This is a genomic window from Arcobacter iocasae (assembly GCF_042214795.1).
In the GTDB taxonomy this organism is placed as follows: Bacteria; Campylobacterota; Campylobacteria; order Campylobacterales; family Arcobacteraceae; genus Arcobacter; species Arcobacter iocasae.
This window is the reverse complement of the sequence record NZ_CP090177.1, coordinates 2,988,080-3,006,994: the sequence shown is the minus strand read 5'-3', so window position 1 is coordinate 3,006,994 and position 18,915 is coordinate 2,988,080. Positions and strand designations below refer to the sequence as shown.

At 26.9% G+C, this 18,915-nt stretch carries 20 protein-coding genes; 8 read left to right on the top strand and 12 right to left on the bottom strand.

The window, feature by feature from the left end:
* Position 1 precedes the first annotated feature (1 nt).
* Genes LXN10_RS14950 through ribA form a run of 4 tightly spaced genes read right to left on the bottom strand, consistent with a single transcriptional unit; the run spans position 2 to position 1,738 of the window.
* Complete coding sequence (locus tag LXN10_RS14950; protein WP_375723781.1) at positions 2 to 373, bottom strand: hypothetical protein; 372 nt, start codon at positions 371 to 373, stop codon at positions 2 to 4.
* The gene (locus tag LXN10_RS14945; RefSeq protein WP_375723780.1) at positions 370 to 591 is read right to left on the bottom strand and encodes a PP0621 family protein; all 222 of its coding nucleotides are present in this window, start codon (positions 589 to 591) and stop codon (positions 370 to 372) included. The genes LXN10_RS14950 and LXN10_RS14945 overlap by 4 nt, the downstream gene beginning before the upstream one ends.
* Positions 591 to 1,175: a 16S rRNA (guanine(527)-N(7))-methyltransferase RsmG gene (gene rsmG, locus LXN10_RS14940; protein WP_375723779.1), complete on the bottom strand. Its 585-nt coding sequence runs from the start codon at positions 1,173 to 1,175 to the stop codon at positions 591 to 593. The genes LXN10_RS14945 and rsmG overlap by 1 nt, the downstream gene beginning before the upstream one ends.
* Positions 1,175 to 1,738 carry a GTP cyclohydrolase II gene (ribA, locus tag LXN10_RS14935; RefSeq protein WP_375723778.1) on the bottom strand — a complete coding sequence of 188 codons (564 nt, stop codon included), beginning with the start codon at positions 1,736 to 1,738 and terminating at the stop codon, positions 1,175 to 1,177. Before ribA ends, rsmG begins: the two co-directional genes overlap by 1 nt.
* A gap of 60 nt (positions 1,739 to 1,798) precedes the next feature.
* Here ribA and hemB point away from each other — a divergent pair, with 60 nt between their 5' ends.
* Genes hemB through LXN10_RS14920 form a run of 3 tightly spaced genes read left to right on the top strand, consistent with a single transcriptional unit; the run spans position 1,799 to position 4,674 of the window.
* Positions 1,799 to 2,773 (top strand): porphobilinogen synthase, encoded by a 975-nt coding sequence (gene hemB, locus LXN10_RS14930; protein WP_375723777.1) that lies wholly within the window; start codon positions 1,799 to 1,801, stop codon positions 2,771 to 2,773.
* A gap of 1 nt (position 2,774) precedes the next feature.
* Positions 2,775 to 3,986, top strand: coding sequence for a PAS domain-containing sensor histidine kinase (locus tag LXN10_RS14925; RefSeq protein ID WP_375723776.1), 1,212 nt, complete (start codon positions 2,775 to 2,777; stop codon positions 3,984 to 3,986).
* Positions 3,987 to 3,993: 7 nt separating this feature from the next.
* Complete coding sequence (locus tag LXN10_RS14920; RefSeq protein WP_375723775.1) at positions 3,994 to 4,674, top strand: response regulator transcription factor; 681 nt, start codon at positions 3,994 to 3,996, stop codon at positions 4,672 to 4,674.
* On the opposite strand, the gene LXN10_RS14915 is transcribed toward LXN10_RS14920, so the two are convergent.
* The 3 genes from LXN10_RS14915 to LXN10_RS14905 are packed head-to-tail and all read right to left on the bottom strand — an operon-like array spanning position 4,651 to position 7,562.
* Positions 4,651 to 5,328 carry an anaerobic ribonucleoside-triphosphate reductase activating protein gene (locus LXN10_RS14915; protein WP_375723774.1) on the bottom strand — a complete coding sequence of 226 codons (678 nt, stop codon included), beginning with the start codon at positions 5,326 to 5,328 and terminating at the stop codon, positions 4,651 to 4,653. The genes LXN10_RS14920 and LXN10_RS14915 overlap by 24 nt on opposite strands.
* Complete coding sequence (nrdD, locus tag LXN10_RS14910) at positions 5,306 to 5,470, bottom strand: anaerobic ribonucleoside-triphosphate reductase (protein ID WP_375723773.1); 165 nt, start codon at positions 5,468 to 5,470, stop codon at positions 5,306 to 5,308. Before nrdD ends, LXN10_RS14915 begins: the two co-directional genes overlap by 23 nt.
* Entirely contained in the window at positions 5,448 to 7,562 is a 2,115-nt protein-coding gene (locus LXN10_RS14905) for a ribonucleoside triphosphate reductase (protein ID WP_375723772.1), read from the bottom strand. Before LXN10_RS14905 ends, nrdD begins: the two co-directional genes overlap by 23 nt.
* A 202-nt stretch (positions 7,563 to 7,764) precedes the next feature.
* Between LXN10_RS14905 and argF the strand changes: the two genes are divergently transcribed.
* The 4 genes from argF to lgt are packed head-to-tail and all read left to right on the top strand — an operon-like array spanning position 7,765 to position 12,161.
* Positions 7,765 to 8,691 carry an ornithine carbamoyltransferase gene (argF, locus tag LXN10_RS14900; RefSeq protein WP_375723771.1) on the top strand — a complete coding sequence of 309 codons (927 nt, stop codon included), beginning with the start codon at positions 7,765 to 7,767 and terminating at the stop codon, positions 8,689 to 8,691.
* Entirely contained in the window at positions 8,684 to 10,051 is a 1,368-nt protein-coding gene (hemN, locus tag LXN10_RS14895) for an oxygen-independent coproporphyrinogen III oxidase (RefSeq protein ID WP_375723770.1), read from the top strand. Before argF ends, hemN begins: the two co-directional genes overlap by 8 nt.
* Complete coding sequence (locus LXN10_RS14890) at positions 10,051 to 11,349, top strand: (Fe-S)-binding protein (RefSeq protein ID WP_375723769.1); 1,299 nt, start codon at positions 10,051 to 10,053, stop codon at positions 11,347 to 11,349. The genes hemN and LXN10_RS14890 overlap by 1 nt, the downstream gene beginning before the upstream one ends.
* Positions 11,349 to 12,161: a prolipoprotein diacylglyceryl transferase gene (lgt, locus tag LXN10_RS14885; RefSeq protein ID WP_375723768.1), complete on the top strand. Its 813-nt coding sequence runs from the start codon at positions 11,349 to 11,351 to the stop codon at positions 12,159 to 12,161. The genes LXN10_RS14890 and lgt overlap by 1 nt, the downstream gene beginning before the upstream one ends.
* A 1-nt stretch (position 12,162) precedes the next feature.
* On the opposite strand, the gene LXN10_RS14880 is transcribed toward lgt, so the two are convergent.
* The 5 genes from LXN10_RS14880 to polA form a co-directional block, all read right to left on the bottom strand.
* Positions 12,163 to 13,473 carry a response regulator gene (locus LXN10_RS14880; protein ID WP_375723767.1) on the bottom strand — a complete coding sequence of 437 codons (1,311 nt, stop codon included), beginning with the start codon at positions 13,471 to 13,473 and terminating at the stop codon, positions 12,163 to 12,165.
* Positions 13,457 to 13,711: a DUF2116 family Zn-ribbon domain-containing protein gene (locus LXN10_RS14875; RefSeq protein WP_013135460.1), complete on the bottom strand. Its 255-nt coding sequence runs from the start codon at positions 13,709 to 13,711 to the stop codon at positions 13,457 to 13,459. Before LXN10_RS14875 ends, LXN10_RS14880 begins: the two co-directional genes overlap by 17 nt.
* Positions 13,711 to 13,902 carry a hypothetical protein gene (locus LXN10_RS14870; protein WP_375723766.1) on the bottom strand — a complete coding sequence of 64 codons (192 nt, stop codon included), beginning with the start codon at positions 13,900 to 13,902 and terminating at the stop codon, positions 13,711 to 13,713. The genes LXN10_RS14875 and LXN10_RS14870 overlap by 1 nt, the downstream gene beginning before the upstream one ends.
* Before the next feature lie 18 nt (positions 13,903 to 13,920).
* A complete protein-coding gene (locus tag LXN10_RS14865; RefSeq protein ID WP_375723765.1) occupies positions 13,921 to 14,631 on the bottom strand; it encodes a response regulator transcription factor in 711 nt (236 codons plus the stop codon).
* 95 nt (positions 14,632 to 14,726) lie between these two features.
* On the bottom strand, positions 14,727 to 17,429 hold the full coding sequence (gene polA, locus LXN10_RS14860; RefSeq protein WP_375723764.1) for a DNA polymerase I: 2,703 nt from the start codon (positions 17,427 to 17,429) through the stop codon (positions 14,727 to 14,729).
* Positions 17,430 to 17,501: 72 nt separating this feature from the next.
* Between polA and LXN10_RS14855 the strand changes: the two genes are divergently transcribed.
* Complete coding sequence (locus LXN10_RS14855; protein WP_375723763.1) at positions 17,502 to 18,905, top strand: PAS domain S-box protein; 1,404 nt, start codon at positions 17,502 to 17,504, stop codon at positions 18,903 to 18,905.
* Positions 18,906 to 18,915: the final 10 nt, after the last annotated feature.

Sequence of the window (18,915 nt, the reverse complement as noted above, 5' to 3'; positions counted from 1 at the left end):
TTTATCCTAATAAGTTTTTATATATTGCACCATCGATTTTATCTATGGCTACTATTTCAAGTTCATCACTAGCTTCAATTATTGTTAATATTTTAGAGTCAAACATATAATTTTCTGCAACATCTTGAATAGTTTTATCTAAAGGTTTATCACATATTATATATTTAGCATGCAAAGCATTTGCGTAAAGTGCTTCTTTTAGTGTATGAACAATAACACCTACAAATAAGTTATTTTCATAAGAGTATTTTAGAAAGTTTTCATTAAAATCAAATAAAATAGTAGAATTTGCTTTTGTATTTTTTATATTTTCAATCTCTTTTATAAATGAAGTCTCTTCAAATGGAACTAAATCATCACCTAGTATTATCATTGTAAACACTCCTTTGAACAAAAGTATTTTCCATTACTCAATATTGCTTCTTTTTTTGAGATATAAGTTTTGCAAGTGGGACACTCTTCCATTATATCTGTTATACTTTCTTCTCTTTTTGTCTTCTTATTGCCGATTTCACTTTCTCTTCTTTTTTTAAAAAACAGAATATAAACAATAAATAAAACAGCAAGTACTGCTAATGCTTTAAATACCATTATTTACTTCCTTTTTTTATATACAAATAATTTCTTTTTTCATCTTTTTTGATTATTTCATAGTTATATATTTTTGCTTCTTCAAGTTCTGATTCAAGCATACTGCCTTTATAAAATAAATAAGATGTTGTTTCATTTGAAATATCTTTTGTTAAATCTAATAATAAAGAAGTATTAGTAACTGCCCGTGAAGTAATTAAATCAACTTTAATATCTTTTACATACTCTACTCTATTACATAATATTTCTACATTATTAAGTTTTAGTGAGTTTTTAATAAAATTTAAAAAAGCGACTCTTTTTGCTCTGGGTTCTATTAAATAAAATTTAATCTTAGGTCTTGCCATTGCCAAAATAAGTCCAGGATAACCAGCACCTGTCCCTATATCTGCAACAGTTTTATACTCTTTTATAAACTTTAAAACATAAATAGAATCATAAATGTTTTTTTCTATTTTCTCATCTTCTAATTCAGCAGAAAGATTATGTACTTTACCCCAATGCTGCAAAGTTTTTTTAAACTCTTCACATTTTGGTAAAAAATCTTCTTCTAAATTTAACTCTTCTAAATTATTTAATTTCACTATAGTAAATGCCCCATTTCTTCTTTTTTGACTTTTAAATAGCCTTTGTTATTCTCATTTGCACCTACAACTACAGGAATTCTTTTAATAATCTCAATATTAGCTAGACTCTCTATTTTGTGAGGATTGTTTGTTATTAGATTTATTTTTTTAATATTAAATTTATTTAGAATATATTCCACAATCTCATAAGTTCTTTCATCAGCTTGAAAACCTAATTGATGATTTGCTTCGATTGTATTAAATCCTTTATCTTGTAAAGCATAAGCATTTACTTTATTTAATAAACCTATGTTTCTTCCTTCTTGTCTTAGGTATATAACCATACCAGTATTTTTATTTATATAATCTAATGAGAAATTTAATTGAGCTTGGCAATCACACTTTAATGAGCCAATTGCATCTCCTGTCAAGCATTCTGAATGTACTCTTACATTTACAACATCACTTAAATTCTTTGAAAAAATTACTAAATGTTCTTTGTGATGTTCTTTAAAAGATTGTATTTGAAAATTACCATGTGTTGTTGGTAAGTTTGCAATATTTGATTCTTCTATATTCATATCTTTTTAAACCTTAAACTGTTAAAATGGTGCAGATTATATCTAAAAGAGGTAAATAGAATGTTTAAAAGATTAAGAAGATTAAGAATTAATGAAAATTTAAGAGCACTAGTGCAAGAAACAAACCTAAGCCCAAATGATTTTATATATCCATTATTTGTAGTAGAGGGAAATGGTATTAAAACTGAAGTTGCATCTATGCCAGGTGTTTTTCAAATGAGTATTGATGAGATTTTAAAAGAGTGTGAATATATTCAAACTATAGGTTTAAATTCAATTATTTTATTTGGTATTCCAGATGTTAAAGACTCTGTAGGAAGTGAATGTTTATGCGATGAAAGTATAATTGCAAGAACAATAAGAGCTGTAAAAGAAAAGTTTCCTACTATGTTTGTAACTACAGATTTATGTTTTTGTGAATATACAGATCATGGACATTGTGGAATACTTGATCCAAAAACTCAAACAGTTGATAATGATAAAACCTTAGAAATATCTGCCCAACAAGCACTTGTTCATGCTCGTGCTGGTGTTGATATGATTGCACCTAGCGGAATGATGGATGGTATTATTGAGACTTTAAGAACTGCTTTAGATGAAAATGGTTTTACAGACTTACCCATCATGGCATATTCTACTAAATTTGCAAGTGCTTATTATGGACCATTTAGAGATGTTGCTGATTCAACTCCATCTTTTGGTGATAGAAGATCTTATCAAATGAATCCAGCAAATAGAAGAGAAGCTATTGAAGAATCAATTCAAGATGAAAATCAAGGTGCTGATATACTTATGGTAAAACCTGCACTTGCTTATTTAGATATTGTAAGAGATGTTAGAAATAGCTCAAATCTGCCATTGGCTGTTTATAATGTAAGTGGTGAATATGCTTTACTTAAAAATGCAGGAATTGCTGGATTAATCGATTATGAAAGAACAGTAATGGAGACTTTAGTCTCTTTTAAAAGAGCTGGGGCTGATATAATTATTTCATATCATGCAAAAGAGGCTTGTGAGCTTTTAAATAGAAAATAAAATGAGCCAAACTTATCAAGAGGCAATAGAAAATTCAAATATAGTATCAAAAACTGATATTAATGGAATAATAACTTTTGTTAATGATGAGTTTTGCAAAATTTCTGGATATAAATATGAAGAACTAATCGGTGCTAATCATAATATTGTAAGGCATCCTGATATCCCAAAGAGTAACTTTACCCTCCTTTGGGATACTATTTTAAATAAAAAACCCTATAAAGCAACAGTTAAAAATCTTACTAAAGATGGACAGACTGTTTACTTAAATACAACTATTACTCCTATTTTAGATGAAAATGATGAAATAAAAGAATTTATTGCAATAAGATATGATGTAACAGAAGAAGTTGAATTAAAGAAAAAGTTAGAAAAAAAAGAAAAAGAGTTAGAAGAATTAAATAAAGATTTGGAAAATAGAATTTTTTCTAAAACAAAAGAGTTAAAAGAACTAAATAAAACCTTAGAACATAGGGTTACAGAAGAGATTAAAAAAAATGAAGAGAAACAAAAGCTTCTATTTTTACAATCAAGAATGGCCAGTTTAGGTCAAATGCTAGGAAATATTGCTCACCAATGGAGACAACCTCTAACAGAGCTTAATCTAACACTTTTTAATATGAAAAAGTTTTTTAATACAAATGAAAAAGAAAAGTTAGATGAACTATATATTGAAAGTAAAAATTTAATATCTAGTATGTCTTCGACAATAGATGATTTTTCAAACTTTTTTAATCCACAAAAAGATAAAAAAAGCTTTGAGATAAAAAAAGCAGTTGATGAAGCTGTTTTAATTTTAAAAAAAGCAATAGAAGATATAACTTTAAATATTGATGTTCCATTAAACTACCAAGTTGTAGGTATATTAAATGAACTTACACAAGTAATTATAAACCTAATTCAAAACTCAAAAGATGCCTTTATACTTAATAATATAAAAAATAAAATTATAGAAATAAAATTAAGTGAAGAAAAAATTTCAGATAAAATATATGCAAAACTAGAAATAAAAGATAATGCTGGAGGAATTAGTAAAGATAACTTAGATAAAATATTTGATCCTTATTTTACAACAAAACACAAAAGTCAAGGTACAGGATTGGGATTGTTTATGTCTAAGATGATTATCGAAAAAAGTTTAGAAGGTGAACTTATTCACAGTAATTGTAAAAATGGTTCTACTTTTACAATTATTATCCCCTTGAATAATTAGGAAAAATATGGAAAAATTTTTATTGAAAAATTTAAAAATATTAATAGTTGAAGATGAAAAAAGATTAGCACAACTTTTAAAAGATGCTATTAATGATTATTTTTTCTCTGTTATTATTGCTAAAGATGGTAAAGAAGGTCTAAAAAAATTCAAATCATTTAAACCAGATATAGTAATAACTGATATTATGATGCCCCTTTGTGATGGATTGGAGATGACGCAAAAGATAAAAGAGTTTGATGAATTAACTCCTATTATCATCTTAAGTGCCCATTCTGATAAAGAAAAGTTATTAAAAGCCATTGATATAGGAATAAATAAATATTTTATTAAACCCTTCGACCCAGAAGACCTTATAAATCATATTAAAAAAATAGCACCTAAGATAAATAAACAGAAAAGAGTATCATTAAAAGAGAATTTTACCTTTGATAATAATACTATGACTTTGTATGAAAATGGGAAAATTGTAAATATTACAAAACGAGAAAAAGATTTTTTGTATTTATTAATTAAACATCAAAATATTCTTGTAAGTAGTGAAGAAATCAAATCTACACTTTGGGAAGAAGAAGTAAGTGATGAGCGCCTTAGAACTTTTATAAAAAGACTAAGATTAAAAATGTCTAAAGATATTATTGAAAATGTTTTAGGACAAGGATATTTAATTTCTCCATTGAATAGTTAAACTATTTTGTATAAGTTCTTCTTTATTTATATCTCTTTGTTTTTGAATATTTCCAATATTTGAAGTAGTTTGTAAAAAGTTTTGTAAATAATATATGTTTTTATATCCCAAAGTGCTAATTATATTTATCATACTATTTATATCTTTTTCATCTAATAAGCTTGAATTAACTGTAGTTCTAAGTTCAAAATTAAAATTAATATCTATCAGATATTTTATTGTATTAATAACTTGAGTATATCTATTTACACCTGTTATCGTTTTATATTTATATTTTGGTGCTTTAAAATCTATTGCCATATAATCTATTAGTTTATCGTTTATAAGCTCTTTTATTAAAATGAGATTTGTGCCATTGGTATCTAGTTTTATTTTAAATCCCAACTCTTTAATTTTTTTACAAATAGTAGTCAAATCATAAAGGCTTGCTTCCCCTCCTGATAATACTACAGCATCAAGCATCCCTACTCTATTTTTCAAAAAAGTTAAAATATCATTTAAAGAGTAATTACCATTTTTAGAAAATACAATATCATCATTATAACAATATTGACATCTCATATTACACCCTTTAAACCAGATTACACAAGATAAATATCCTATGTAATCTGTAGTTGTAAATTTTGTAAAATCATAAACAATTTTTTGATTCAACAAATTTGATTCTTTCTTTATGTTCACCTTTTTTACCTATATTGAAGCTTTCAACTGGTCTGTGGTAACCCATAACTCTAGTATAAACTATACATTTTGTTCTTTTTTCACTATTTTTTTTAAGCAATTCTTGATAATTCATCTTTTATCTCCTGTTTTAAAATTTCTTCATCACATTTTGGGCAAAACTCGTGCTCTCCATTTAGATATCCATGTTTCTCACAAATAGAAAATAGTGGCGTTACGGTTATATAAGGAAGTCTAAAGTTCGTAATTACATTTTTTACAAATTTTCTACAAGACTCTATTGATGAAATTCTTTCATTCATATATAAGTGTAAAACTGTCCCACCTGTATATTTACACTGAAGTTCATCTTGTAGAGTTAATGCTTCAAATGGATCATCTGTATAGTTTGCTGGAAGTTGAGAAGAGTTTGTATAGTAGATATTTTTATCAAATCCAGCTTGAATAATATCTTTAAATCTTTTTTTATCTTCTTTGGCAAATCTATAAGTTGTACCCTCAGCTGGTGTTGCTTCCAAATTATATAAATTACCAGTTTCCTCTTGATATTGAAGCATTTTATCTCTCATAAAATCTAATAATTCTATGCAAAAATCATTTCCAATGTTTGAAGCCATGTCAACTTCATTAGAAAAATAGTTTTTAAGCATCTCATTCATTCCATTTACTCCAATGGTCGAAAAATGATTATTAAATCCTTTTAGATATCTTTTTGTATATGGGAAAAGACCTCTTTCATACATATCTTGAATAAAGACTCTTTTTTTCTCTAGTGTTGATTTTGCTAAATCCATAAGCTCTTCTAGTTTTTTAAGTAAACTATTTATATCACCTTTATACAAATATCCAAGTCTAGCCATATTGATCGTAACTACACCAATGCTTCCTGTCATTTCAGCACTTCCAAATAATCCCCCTCCTCTTTTAAGAAGTTCTCTTAAGTCAAGTTGTAATCTACAACACATACTTCTAACATGACCTGGTTTATAGGCTTTTTCATTTGGAATTAAATTTCCATTTTCATCTTTTGCATATTGACTACCAATAAAGTTTTGGAAATATGAACTTCCGATTTTCGCTGTATTTTCAAATAATAAATCTGTATTTTCTCCATACCAATCAAAATCTTCTGTGATATTAACTGTAGGAATAGGAAAAGTAAAAGGCTGACCTGTTTTATCACCTTCTGTCATTATTTCATAATAAGCTTTATTTATAAGGTTCATCTCATTTTGAAAATCTTTATATGTTAACTCTTCAAATGAGTTATATCCTTTTATTCTTAGTTTTTTTAGAAGAATCTCATCTTCAAAGTCTTTAAAAAGGTGTTTTTGATTTCGTGTTGGAATTTGATCTTTTAAATCATTTGGAACAGTCCAATCAATAGTAATATTAGTAAAAGGACTTTGTCCCCAACGCGCTGGAACATTTAGATTATAAATAAAACTTCTAACAGCTTTTTTTATCTCTTTATATTCTAAATTATCTTTAAATACATAAGGAGCTAAATAAGTATCAAAGCTACTAAAGGCTTGAGCTCCTGCCCATTCACTTTGTAGTATTCCCAAGAAGTTTGCCATTTGTCCTAAAGCTTCTCTAAAATGATTTGGAGCACTACTTTCTACTCTTCCTCTCACCTTATTAAATCCCTCATCAAGTAAAATCCTTAAACTCCATCCTGCACAATATCCACTTAAACAATCCAAATCATGTATATGATAATCAGCATTTCTATGGGCATAACCTTCTTTTTTAGAATATATTTTATCCAACCAATAATTTGCAATTATTTTTCCTGCACTATTATTTATAAGACCCGCATGTGAATAACCAGTATTTGAGTTAGCATTTACTCTCCAATCACTTTTTAAAATATACTCTTCAACAGTTTGCGTCGAGTTTATAAAAGTCGTATCTTCACTTAATCCTAAGACATGTTCCCTTTGTAGTTTGTGAGTATGTCTATAGACCATAAATGATTTCATTACCTCAAAATACTTAAAATTATAAAGCTCTTTTTCTATAATATCTTGAATATCTTCTACAAATAATTCTTCAATTAATCCTAATTTATTAACAACATTAAAAAATACTCTTTCATCATATGGTACTTGTTCACTTTTAAATGCTTTTTTAATTGCATCTTTTATTTTATAAGATTGGTATTCTTCTTTTTCTTTATCCCTTTTGAATATATATTTTTCCATTTTTATCCCTTCAATCTAATAAGCAAAGTTTAAGTAATATTGTCTTAATTTGTAATTACTTAAAAAGTCACTAAAGTGTCATTATTAAGGTCTTTTCAAAAGATATTTATTTATATTTTTTAAGTAAACTAGATTAATAATTAAGTTTAAAATAAAGCCAATTCTAATATAATATTTGCTTTTATAAAAACAAGGGATTAGAATGAGACATTTCTTAACAATTGCAGATTTTAGTAAAGAAGAATTATTAGAAATTCTAGAACTAGCAAAGCAAATAAAAGCTGAAACAAAACAAAGAAACTTTAAAGAGTATTTACCTAAACAAGTGCTTGGAATGATTTTTGAAAAAAGTTCAACAAGAACAAGAGTATCTTTTGAAACTGGTATTTATCAATTAGGTGGAGTAGGACTATTTTTATCATCAAATGATATACAATTAGGACGAGGTGAACCAATGAGTGATACTTCAAGAGTTATTTCAAGAATGGTTGATATGGTAATGATTAGAACTTTTGAACACTCAAAACTTGAAGAGTTTACAAAATATTCAAAAGTACCTGTTATAAATGGATTAACTGATGATTTTCATCCAGTACAACTTATGGCTGATTATATGACAATTATGGAAGAAGGTAAAGACAAAGATTTAGTTGCTGCATATGTTGGAGATGGAAATAATCTAGCTCATTCATGGCTTATGCTAGCAGCAAAACTTGGTTTTGAACTTAGAATTGCCACTCCAAAAGGTTATGAAGTAAAACAAGAAATTTTAGATAGAGCTTTAGACTTTGCAAAAGAATCAGGTGCTAAAATAATAATTGGAAATGATCCAATTGAAGCTATAAAGGGTTCAAGCGTTGTTACAACTGATACTTGGGTATCTATGGGACAAGAAGATGAAAAAGAAAAAAGAGTAAAAGATTTTACAGGATATATAGTAGATACAAAACTTATGTCTTATGCAACTAGTGATGCTATTTTCTTACATTGTTTACCAGCTTATAGAGAGTACGAAGTATCTGAAGAGGTATTTGAAGGACCTCAAAGTAAAGTATTTGAAGAAGCTGAAAACAGACTGCATGCACAAAAAGGTGTTATGGTTTGGTTAGATGGTAAAAGAAATGATTGATTTTAAAAAATTTGAAAAATACTCAAAACCAGGGCCTAGATATACTTCATATCCAACAGCTCCTGAGTTTACAGAAGAATTTTCACAAGATGATTTAATAGATATTTTTGCAAAGCAAGACTCTTCACGAAATCTATCATTATATCTTCATCTTCCATTTTGTAGAAGCGCCTGTTATTTTTGCGGATGTAATGTAATTTTTACATCTAAAGAAGATAAAAAAGTAAGATATTTAGAGTATGTACAAAAAGAGCTAAAAATACTTGAAAAATATGTTGATACTTCAAGAAAAGTGACTCAAATGCACTTTGGTGGAGGAACTCCAACTTATTTTTCACCTGAACAATTAGATGAAGTAATTTTTATGATAAAAAGAAGTTTTCCAAACTTTAGTAGCGATGCTGAAATTTCATGTGAAGTGGATCCTAGATATTTTACAAAAGAGCATATGGATGTTCTAAAAAAAGGTGGATTCAATAGATTAAGTTTTGGGGTTCAAGATTTAGATGAAGAAGTTCAAAAAACTATTCATAGAATCCAACCATACGAAACAACTCAAAATGTTGTGAATATTGCAAGAGAAGCTGGAATCAAGTCTATAAATATTGATTTGATATATGGTTTACCACATCAAAATAGAGAAACATTTAACGAAACACTTCATAAAATATTAGAATTAGACGCTGATAGATTTGCAGTATTTAATTATGCTCATGTTCCTTGGCTTATGAAAACTATGAGAAAGTTTGATGAAACAACTTTTGCACCACCTAGTGAGAAATTACTTATTTTAAAAGATACAATTGACTTTTTTACAAGTAATGGTTATAAAATGGTTGGGATGGATCACTTTGCAAAAGAAAATGATGAACTTTTTAAAGCAATTGAAAAAAGAGAATTGCATAGAAACTTCCAAGGATATACAACAAAAGGTGGCGCTGATTTAATAGGTATTGGTGTTACTTCAATTGGTGATGGAGTTAATTATTATGCACAAAATTACAAAGATTTAAAACAATATGAAGAGGCTTTAGATAGTGGTAAATTACCTACATTTAAAGGTTATAAATTAAGTGCAGATGATCAATTAAGACAATTTGTAATAATGGAACTTATGAGTAATTTTTCTTTAAATATTAAAAGAGTTGAAGAGAAGTTTCATATTGATTTTTTTGAATACTTCAAAGAAGATGTAGATGCCTTAGATGAGTTTATAGAAGCTGAACTAATGACATTAGATAAAGAGTTTATAAAAGTAAATCCAACAGGTACAATGCTTATAAGAAACATTTGTATGCCTTTTGATGCATATTTGAAAAAAATTCCAGAAAGTAAAAGAAGGTTTAGTAAAACTATATAATGAAAACAATTAATAAATTTGATTATACAAGCATTAGCGATGATTGCGTTAAATGTGGAAAATGTAAACCTGTATGTACAATATTTAATATAAATCAAGATGAAGCAACCTCTCCAAGAGGATTTATTGATTTATTAGGTGCATATGAGAGAAATGAATTAGAATTAGATAAAAATGCAAAAGATATTTTTGAAAGTTGTTTTTTATGTACAAACTGTGTGGAAGTTTGTCCAAATGACTTACCAACAGATATGATTATTGAACAAGTTCGTTCTGATATTGCTAAAAAATATGGAATAGCATGGTATAAAAGAGCTTTTTTCTTTTTATTAAGACATAGAAAAATTATGGACTTTATGTCTAAGCTTGGTTGGATGTTTCAAACCTGTGCAATAAAAATTGAAGAGAAAAGCAGTTCTGCTGTTCCTAGATTTTCTTTACCAATTGTAAAAAAAGATAGAGCCCTACCATATGCAGACAAGAGAACATTTTTAAATAAATATCCAGAAAATATTCCTTCTAATGTGGAAAACAAAGATAGTAGTAAAAAAAATAGAGTTGCTATTTTTATTGGTTGTATGGGTAATTATAGTTATACAAATATTGGTGATAGTTTAGTTGATATTTTAAAGAAATTAGAAATAGATATTTTTATTCCTAAAAAACAATTGTGTTGTGGAGCCCCTGCATATTTTACAGGTGACTTTGATACTGTTGATTATTTAGTTAAAAAAAATATAGAGTATTTTGAAACATGGATTGATGATGTTGATGCCATAATTATTCCTGAAGCTACCTGTAGTGCTATGATTAATCAAGATTGGGAACACTATTTACATAATCAACCAGAGTGGAAAGCAAGGGCTATAAAATTATCTAAAAAAGTATTTATGGCTACAAAATGGCTTGAAAATAATACTAAACTAAAAGAAGTATTAGCAAGTTCTGGTAAAAAAATTGATGATGTGGTAACTTATCATGATCCATGTCATGCTAAAAAGATGCAAAATGTTTGGAAAGAGCCAAGAGACTTATTAAAACAAAATTATGTTTTAACAGAAATGAGCGATTCAAATAGATGTTGTGGTTTTGGAGGAGTTACTATGCAAACTGAAAAATATGACTTCGCAAAAGCAGCAGGTGCACCAAAAGCTGCAATGATAAAAGAGACTAAAGCACAAGTTGTAAGTGCAGAATGTAGTGCATGTAGAATGCAAATTACAAACTCTTTATATCAAGCAGATGTGGATGTGGTATTTAAAAATCCAATTGAATTAATAGCTGAGGCATTAGATTAATGGAGTTTTGGCAAAATATATATTCTCAGTTTAACCCAATAGCCTTTCATTTAGGTCCTGTTTCCGTTCACTGGTATGGAATCATGTATGCCTTTGCACTTTTGAGTGCAATTTATGTTGCTAAATGGTTTATAAATTATGACAAAATAAATATCAAACAAGAAATTTTTGATTCTTATATTTGGTGGGCTGAAATTGGTGTTATTTTAGGTGCTAGAATAGGATATGTCTTATTTTATGATACACATACAAAGTATTATTTAACTCATCCTTGGCAAATATTTAATCCTTTTGTTGATGGAACATATATTGGAATTTCAGGAATGAGTTATCATGGTGCATTTATTGGTTTTTTAATTGCTTCTTTATTATTTTGCAAAAAAAACAAAGTATCTTTTTGGTTTATAACTGATATTGCAGTTTTAGGAATTAGTTTTGGATATATATTTGGTAGATTTGGGAACTTCTTTAATCAAGAGCTGGTAGGAAGAGTTACAGACCTACCTTGGGGAATATATGTAGATGGTGTTTTAAGACATCCTTCTCAAATATATGAAGCATTCCTTGAGGGATTAGTTATATTCTTAATATTAGTATATTTTAGAAATAGAAAAAAATTTGATGGACAATTAGCTATTATTTATGCATTGTGCTATTCACTTGCTAGAATAACTGCTGAGTTTTTTAGACAACCAGATGTTCAATTAGGCTTTATATATGATGGGTGGCTGACAATGGGTATGCTACAATCATTTTGTATATTAATTGTAGCATTTTTTATTTTATTTATTATGAAAAAAAGAGTATCTTAGATTATTTGCTAGCTTTAAGTTCTTGTAACTCTTTTTCATAACTTGCAATAACATCTTCAAGGTCAGCTATTTTTTTTCTATAGTCATCTATATAACCTTGTAAAATAGCTATTGAATCTTGAGATTTATTTAGTTTATCAACTGTTAATTTAGTCTTTTTAACTAAATCTTCAAACTTTTTAGCCAAGGTTTGTATTGTGATATTCATTCCTGAAATCTTTTCCTGATAGGCAATTTGCATATTATCAAATCTTGTCATTGTATCTTTAAGTTTCTTTTCAGATGTAAAAACTCGTGAATTATTATCAATGTTTTTATTTCTTAATCTTTTAATCTCTTCATCTAAATCATTTACAAGTTGAATTAACTTTTTGTTTTGTTCATTTCTTTGATTACTAGAGTTTGCAAGAGCATTATTTATTTCTTCATTAATTTTTTGTTGAATATTACTTTCATATTTTAGTTTTTCACCTTTATGTTGAAGTATTAGTCTCTTTAGACTTTGTTTTTCCTCTTCTTCTGATGTAATTAAAGTACCTGTTGATAAAAACTTTGTAATATCTCCATTTTCATTAAATATAGGAATAATAGTAGTTTTTGTATAAAATGTACTGCCATCTTTCGCTAGATTTTTTATCTTACCTTGCCATTTTTCTCCTGAATTAATAGTTTTCCATAAATTATCTGCGAAAGTATTTGAAGTATCTGGATGTTTTAAAATACTATTACTTTGTCCTATTAGTTCTTCTTTTTTATATCCTGATGCTTTACATATAAGAGAATTTACATGAGTGATTTTGTGTTCTAAATTAGTTTCTATTATAAAATTTTCATCTTCTAAAATAGATTTTAAATCTTCTAATTCTTTTAGTTGTTTCTCAATTAGAAGTTCATTTTTTCTAATTGTGAGAATTTTATCACAAACTTTTAGTGTAGTAATCATTTGTATTGGTTTAATTATATAGTCATTAACCCCTAGTTTAATAGCTTTTATTAATATTAGAGGTTCATTAAATGCAGTACAAATAAGAATGGGAAGATTCCTATCCTTTTGCCTTATTTGTGAAATTAGTTCTATCCCGTTCATCTTTGGCATATTTATATCAGTGAGTAAGATATCTATTTCTTTTTTATTTTTTTCATAGATATCTAAGGCTTCTTCACCATTTAATGCAATAAAAACTTTTTGGAAAAAACCTTGTAGTATGTTAGAAACTTCTTCTCTGAGAATATTTTCATCTTCTGCATAAAGAATTGTTGATTTATTAATTATTGAATTTTTTAGATCAGTTTGGTCAGTTGGTGAATCCATGCTCTACTGCTAATTCATCAATTTTATTCTTTAATAAATCTAATCGCCAACCATGTCTATCAGCGAAGTTTTCTATTTCTGCTTCTCTTTGTTCAGGATCACAAAACACAAATATTCTTTTTAAGAATGGTTTTGGAACTTGTATTGCTATTAGTTGAAAATAATTTTCTTTACAACTTCTTGAACAAAATGCTTTGCTCATAGCAATCTTTTTTTTACAGAACGGACAGTGTGACATTAATTACCTTTCGGGATTATTTTATAATATTTTGCATTTGTAATATCTTGTAGATATTTAGGTTCAACTTCATGTAAAGCAATAATTTCTACTACTTTTTTATCTAATAACCAACCTTTTTGAGTGTCCTCAAGAATATGATTTTCAAACATTTCGACTAATTCTTCTTTTGTCAAAATTAGTTCTTCCATTTAGGCACCCTTTATTATTTAGAATCTCTTCATACCTGTTTCGTCAATTACATATCCCTTATTAGAATGATTTCTAATTATTTCATAATAAGTTTTTTGTCTTATTTTATTTACAATATTTCTCATTGTATAAATAGACATATTTTTACCTTTCCATACAACCTCTTTAATTGTATCATAATCAGTAATTTCACCTCTTCTAGCAATAAGAAGTTTTAAGAACCCTTTTTCAAGTCTTGTAAAATCAATCGCTGCTCCGCCTGATTTGAAAAATTGGTCTCTATATTCATCAAAGTAAATTCCATTTTGGAATTCTACTTTATCACCTCTTTTTGTTTGATTTAAGCACATTATAATTGCTAATTTTAAATCTTGCAATCGTAAGGGTTTTGAAATAAATGTGTATGAGTTACAATTTACAGCAGTAACTATATCTTCGCTATTATCATCACTCGAAATTATTATTTTAGGTAGTGTTTGTGCAATTTCAACTAATTCAAAGCAAAAATCTTTGAAAAGCATACCCTCACATTGAGTATCAATAATTACAAGATCATAAGTACTTTGACTAGCTAAAATTAATGCATCTTTATTATTTGATACAAAACTAACTTCTTTAAAATAATTATCTAAATCTTGTTCTAAAGATTTTTTAACATTTAAATCACTACTTACAACTAATAATTTTGCATTATTTAGTTTTCTAATATTTTTTAATGTTTTAATCATTCATTACTCTTTAATTGATTTATTTAGTTTTATTATAGCTAAATTTATTTTTCTTGTCAAAAGAAAATTATTTTTTAATAAAAAACTTTTTTATTTTACTTTAAATCACCCCAACTATTACCTATAGCCACAGATACTTTTAAAGGTATCTCTAGTGTAAATATATTTTCCATTATTTTTTTCAAATCATTCGTTATTTCATCCAAATTTTCATTTTTAACTTCAAAAATAAGTTCATCATGAATTTGCAAAATCATTTTTAAATTTTCATTATTTTTATATTTTTCAAAGATTTTTATCATAGATAATTTTATCAAATCTGCTGCACTTCCTTGAAATTTTGTATTAACTGCTTCTCTTAAATAACCTATTCTTTGCATTGTATTTGCTGCGTTAAAATCAAATATTCTTCTTCTTTTGATTAAAGTTTCAACATATCCATTTTCCAAAGCAAAATTTTCAATTGATTTCATATACTCTTTTACATTTGTAAACGCTTCAAAATATGAATCAATATAAACTTTAGCCTCTTTTGGTGTTATTTTAAGAGTATCCGCTAGTTTTTTACTTCCCATCCCATAAAGTAATCCAAAGTTTATTGTTTTGGCAACATTTCTTTTTTCAGCTGCTTTTTCTTCACCAAATATTTTTACAGCTGTTTGGCTATGAATATCTAAATCATTATTAAAAGCATCTACTAAGGCTTTATCTTTACTAAAATGAGCCAATAATCTTAATTCTATTTGAGAATAATCAATACCAACAAGTTTATATCCTTTTCTTGCAATAAAGGCTTTTCTTATCTCTCTTCCTGCACTACTTTTTACTGGAATATTTTGCAAGTTTGGATTTTTTGAACTAAGTCTTCCTGTTGCTGTTCCTGTTTGTAAAAAAGAAGTATAGATTTTATTTTCACTGTCATTTGAAGCTAATTCTAAAAGGGGTTCAATATAAGTAGATTGTAGTTTATATGCTTCTCTATAATCTAATATTACTGAAATAATTTCATGGGAGTCTACTAGTTTATTTAGTACAACTTCATTTGTGCTATATCCTGTTTTTCCTTTCTTCGAAGCAGTTAATCCTAATGTTTCAAAAAGTATTACACCTAATTGTTTTGGTGAATTTATATTAAATTTACTTCCAGCTAGTTCATGGATTTTTTTTGTAAGTTCTTGAATATATTCTTGATTTTGAACTTTAAGGTCTTTTAAAATTTGTGTATCTATTTTTACACCATTATTTTGCATATTTATTAAAACATCAATAAATTTAAACTCATAATCATCTGCTATTTTTAAAAGATGTTCACAATTTTGTTTTTTAAACTCTTCTAATAGTTTAAAGTATATTTTGTATGTCATCAAAGCATCTTCTGCTGCATAGTTACAAGCATTTGAAATATCTACAGTAGAAAAATCATCACCTTTTTTAACTACATCTTTAAAGGCAATCATTGTATGGTCAAAATAGCTTTTTGCAAGTGCATCAAGCCCTACTTTTGAACTACTATCTAATAACCAAGCTAAAATAATAGTATCAGCAAATAAATTTAACTCAATATCAAAGTTAAATTTTATAATATCAAAGTCATATTTGAAGTTTTGAACAATAAGTTTAAAATCGTTTAACTTATTAATTGCATCTTTAGCATCTTCTATTGAGACTTGCTCTGAAGCGCCTAAATAAGAGTGTGATATTGGAATATAATATGCTTTGTTTTCATCAAAACAAAAAGAAAAACCAACTATTTTTGCTATTTTTGTATCTAAACTTGTTGTTTCAGTATCAAAAGCCACAATAGAATCTTTTGGGATAGTATTTATTGCTTCTTCTAATTTTTCTTTTGTGTTTAATAATATAAAGTCATAATTTATTTTTTCTTTTGGTTTTGGCATTTGGGTTTTATAGTTAAGTCCATTTTGATGAACTCTTTCAACTATTTTATTTAAGTCATATTTTAATAAAGTATCTTGAATTTTTAAAATTGGATTTTCTTTTGGTAATTCAAATTGATCTAAAAAATCTATACAATGACAATCTTTTTTTAAAGTTACTAACTCTTTTGAAATAAAAGCCATCTCTTTATTTTCTAAAAGAAGTGTTTTCCATCTAGGTTTTGGAACACTTTCGATATTTTCATAAATATTTTCTAAAGTTCCAAACTCTTTTATTAAAGCTTCTGCTGTTTTAGCCCCTACTCCTTTTACTCCTGGAACATTATCAGCACTATCACCTAAGAGTGATTGATAATCTGTAAATTGATTAGGGTGAACACCATATTTTTCATAACATTTTTCTTCATTGATTACTACTTTTTTAATTGGATCAAATAAATAAACTGTATCATCATCAATTAATTGATATAAATCTTTGTCATGGCTTACTATTCTAACTTCTAAGTTCTTTTCTCTTGCATCGTGAGCAATTGAAGCTATGATATCATCAGCTTCAAATCCACTTTTAATAGCCGTTTTAAAGCCCATTTGTTCTATCCATGAAATTGCAATTGGAAGTTGTCTTAGTAAGTCTTCTGGAACATCTGGTCTTTGTGCTTTATATTGATCATAGATTGCATTTCTAAAAGTATCACCTTTTGAGTCAAGTGCAAAAACTATATAGTCAGTTTGAAAGTCTTTTCCAACATTTGATATAAAATTCATAAATCCTGTTAATAATCCTGTTGGAAAGCCATCTTTTGATTTTAAAGGAGGAAGTGCATAAAAACTTCTAAATAAAAACCCAAATGTATCTATTACAGTTATGGTTTTTTTAGCACTTAAATTATCATTATCCATTAAATTTTCCCTAGTTTTAAAGTTTTTATATTATAATGAAAAGATATAAAAATAAGTTTATTTAGGTTTTTAATGGGTTCAGATTTAGAAAAATTGAAAAATACAAACTATGAATTAAAAGAAATAATTAATAACTCATGGGATGGAATTGGTATCATTGATTTTAAGAGTAAATTCTTATATGTAAATGATGCACTAAGCCCAATATTAGGATATACGAATTTAGAATTATTATCTTTAAAATTTGTTGATTTAGTTAATGAATCATATAAAATATCATTCTTACAACTTTTAAAAAATAATATGATTAATTCTTATGATACAGATATGAATCTTATTTGTACAAGAAAAGATGAAAAACCAATTTATCTTAAAGTAACTGTTTCTCTTATGCTAAACAAAAAATATTTTGTTTTAAATGCTAAAGATATTACAAAACAAATCTCAGATGACCAAATTTTAAATGAATATGTTATCTCAAGTCATACAGATAAGTTCGGTTTTATCACTGAAGTTTCTGATGCTTTTTGCAAATTGACAGGTTATTCAAAAAGTGAATTATTAGGAAGATCACATGCTGTTATTCAACATGAAGATTCTCCTAAAGAACTTTTCCAAGATCTGTGGAGTAATATAAAAAGTGGTAAAGAATGGACAGGTAAAATTAAAAATGTCAAAAAGAATAATGATATTTTTTGGGTGGATATTAAAATAAAACCAATTTATAATAAATATGGTGATATTACTGGATTTACGGCACTTATGTTTGATATTACTCATACTTTAGACCAATCTGAAAAACTATTAGTTCAAGATAATAAACTAAATATTATGACAGATACTATAAGAACTATTTCCCATGAGTGGAGACAACCTCTTAACACTATTTCTATTATTGCCCAAAAGCTATCTCTAGATATAGATGATACAGGACCTTTTCATGAGGGTTTAAAGAAAATAACTGAAAGTGTAAAAAGTTTATCAAATACAATTGAAGAGTTCAAGTCATTAATTGAGTTCGAAGGACAAAAAGAAATAGTAGAGTTAAAAAAACTATTTGAAACTCTTATTAAACCATATAAAAGAGTTATAGATTTCGAAATAATTTGTGATGATAATTTGATACTTGAAACCTATCAAGATAGAATAGTAACAGTATTTAATAACCTTGTTCAAAACTCTATTGAATCAATGCAAAAAAATATGATAGAAGATAATAAAAAAATAACAATTGAAGTAAAAAAGATAAACGATTTTATTGAGTTAACCTTCCATGATAATGCTGGAGGAATAGATAATGACAAAATTTCAAAAATTTTTGAACCATACTTTTCAACAAAAGAGGAAAAACATGGTGTAGGATTAGGATTATACATTGTTAAAAGTATCGTTCAAATGCATTTAAAAGGTACAATTGAAGTTAGTTCTATTGAGAATGAAACAACTATTAAAATAAAATTACCTATAATAATTTAAAGGAAACAAA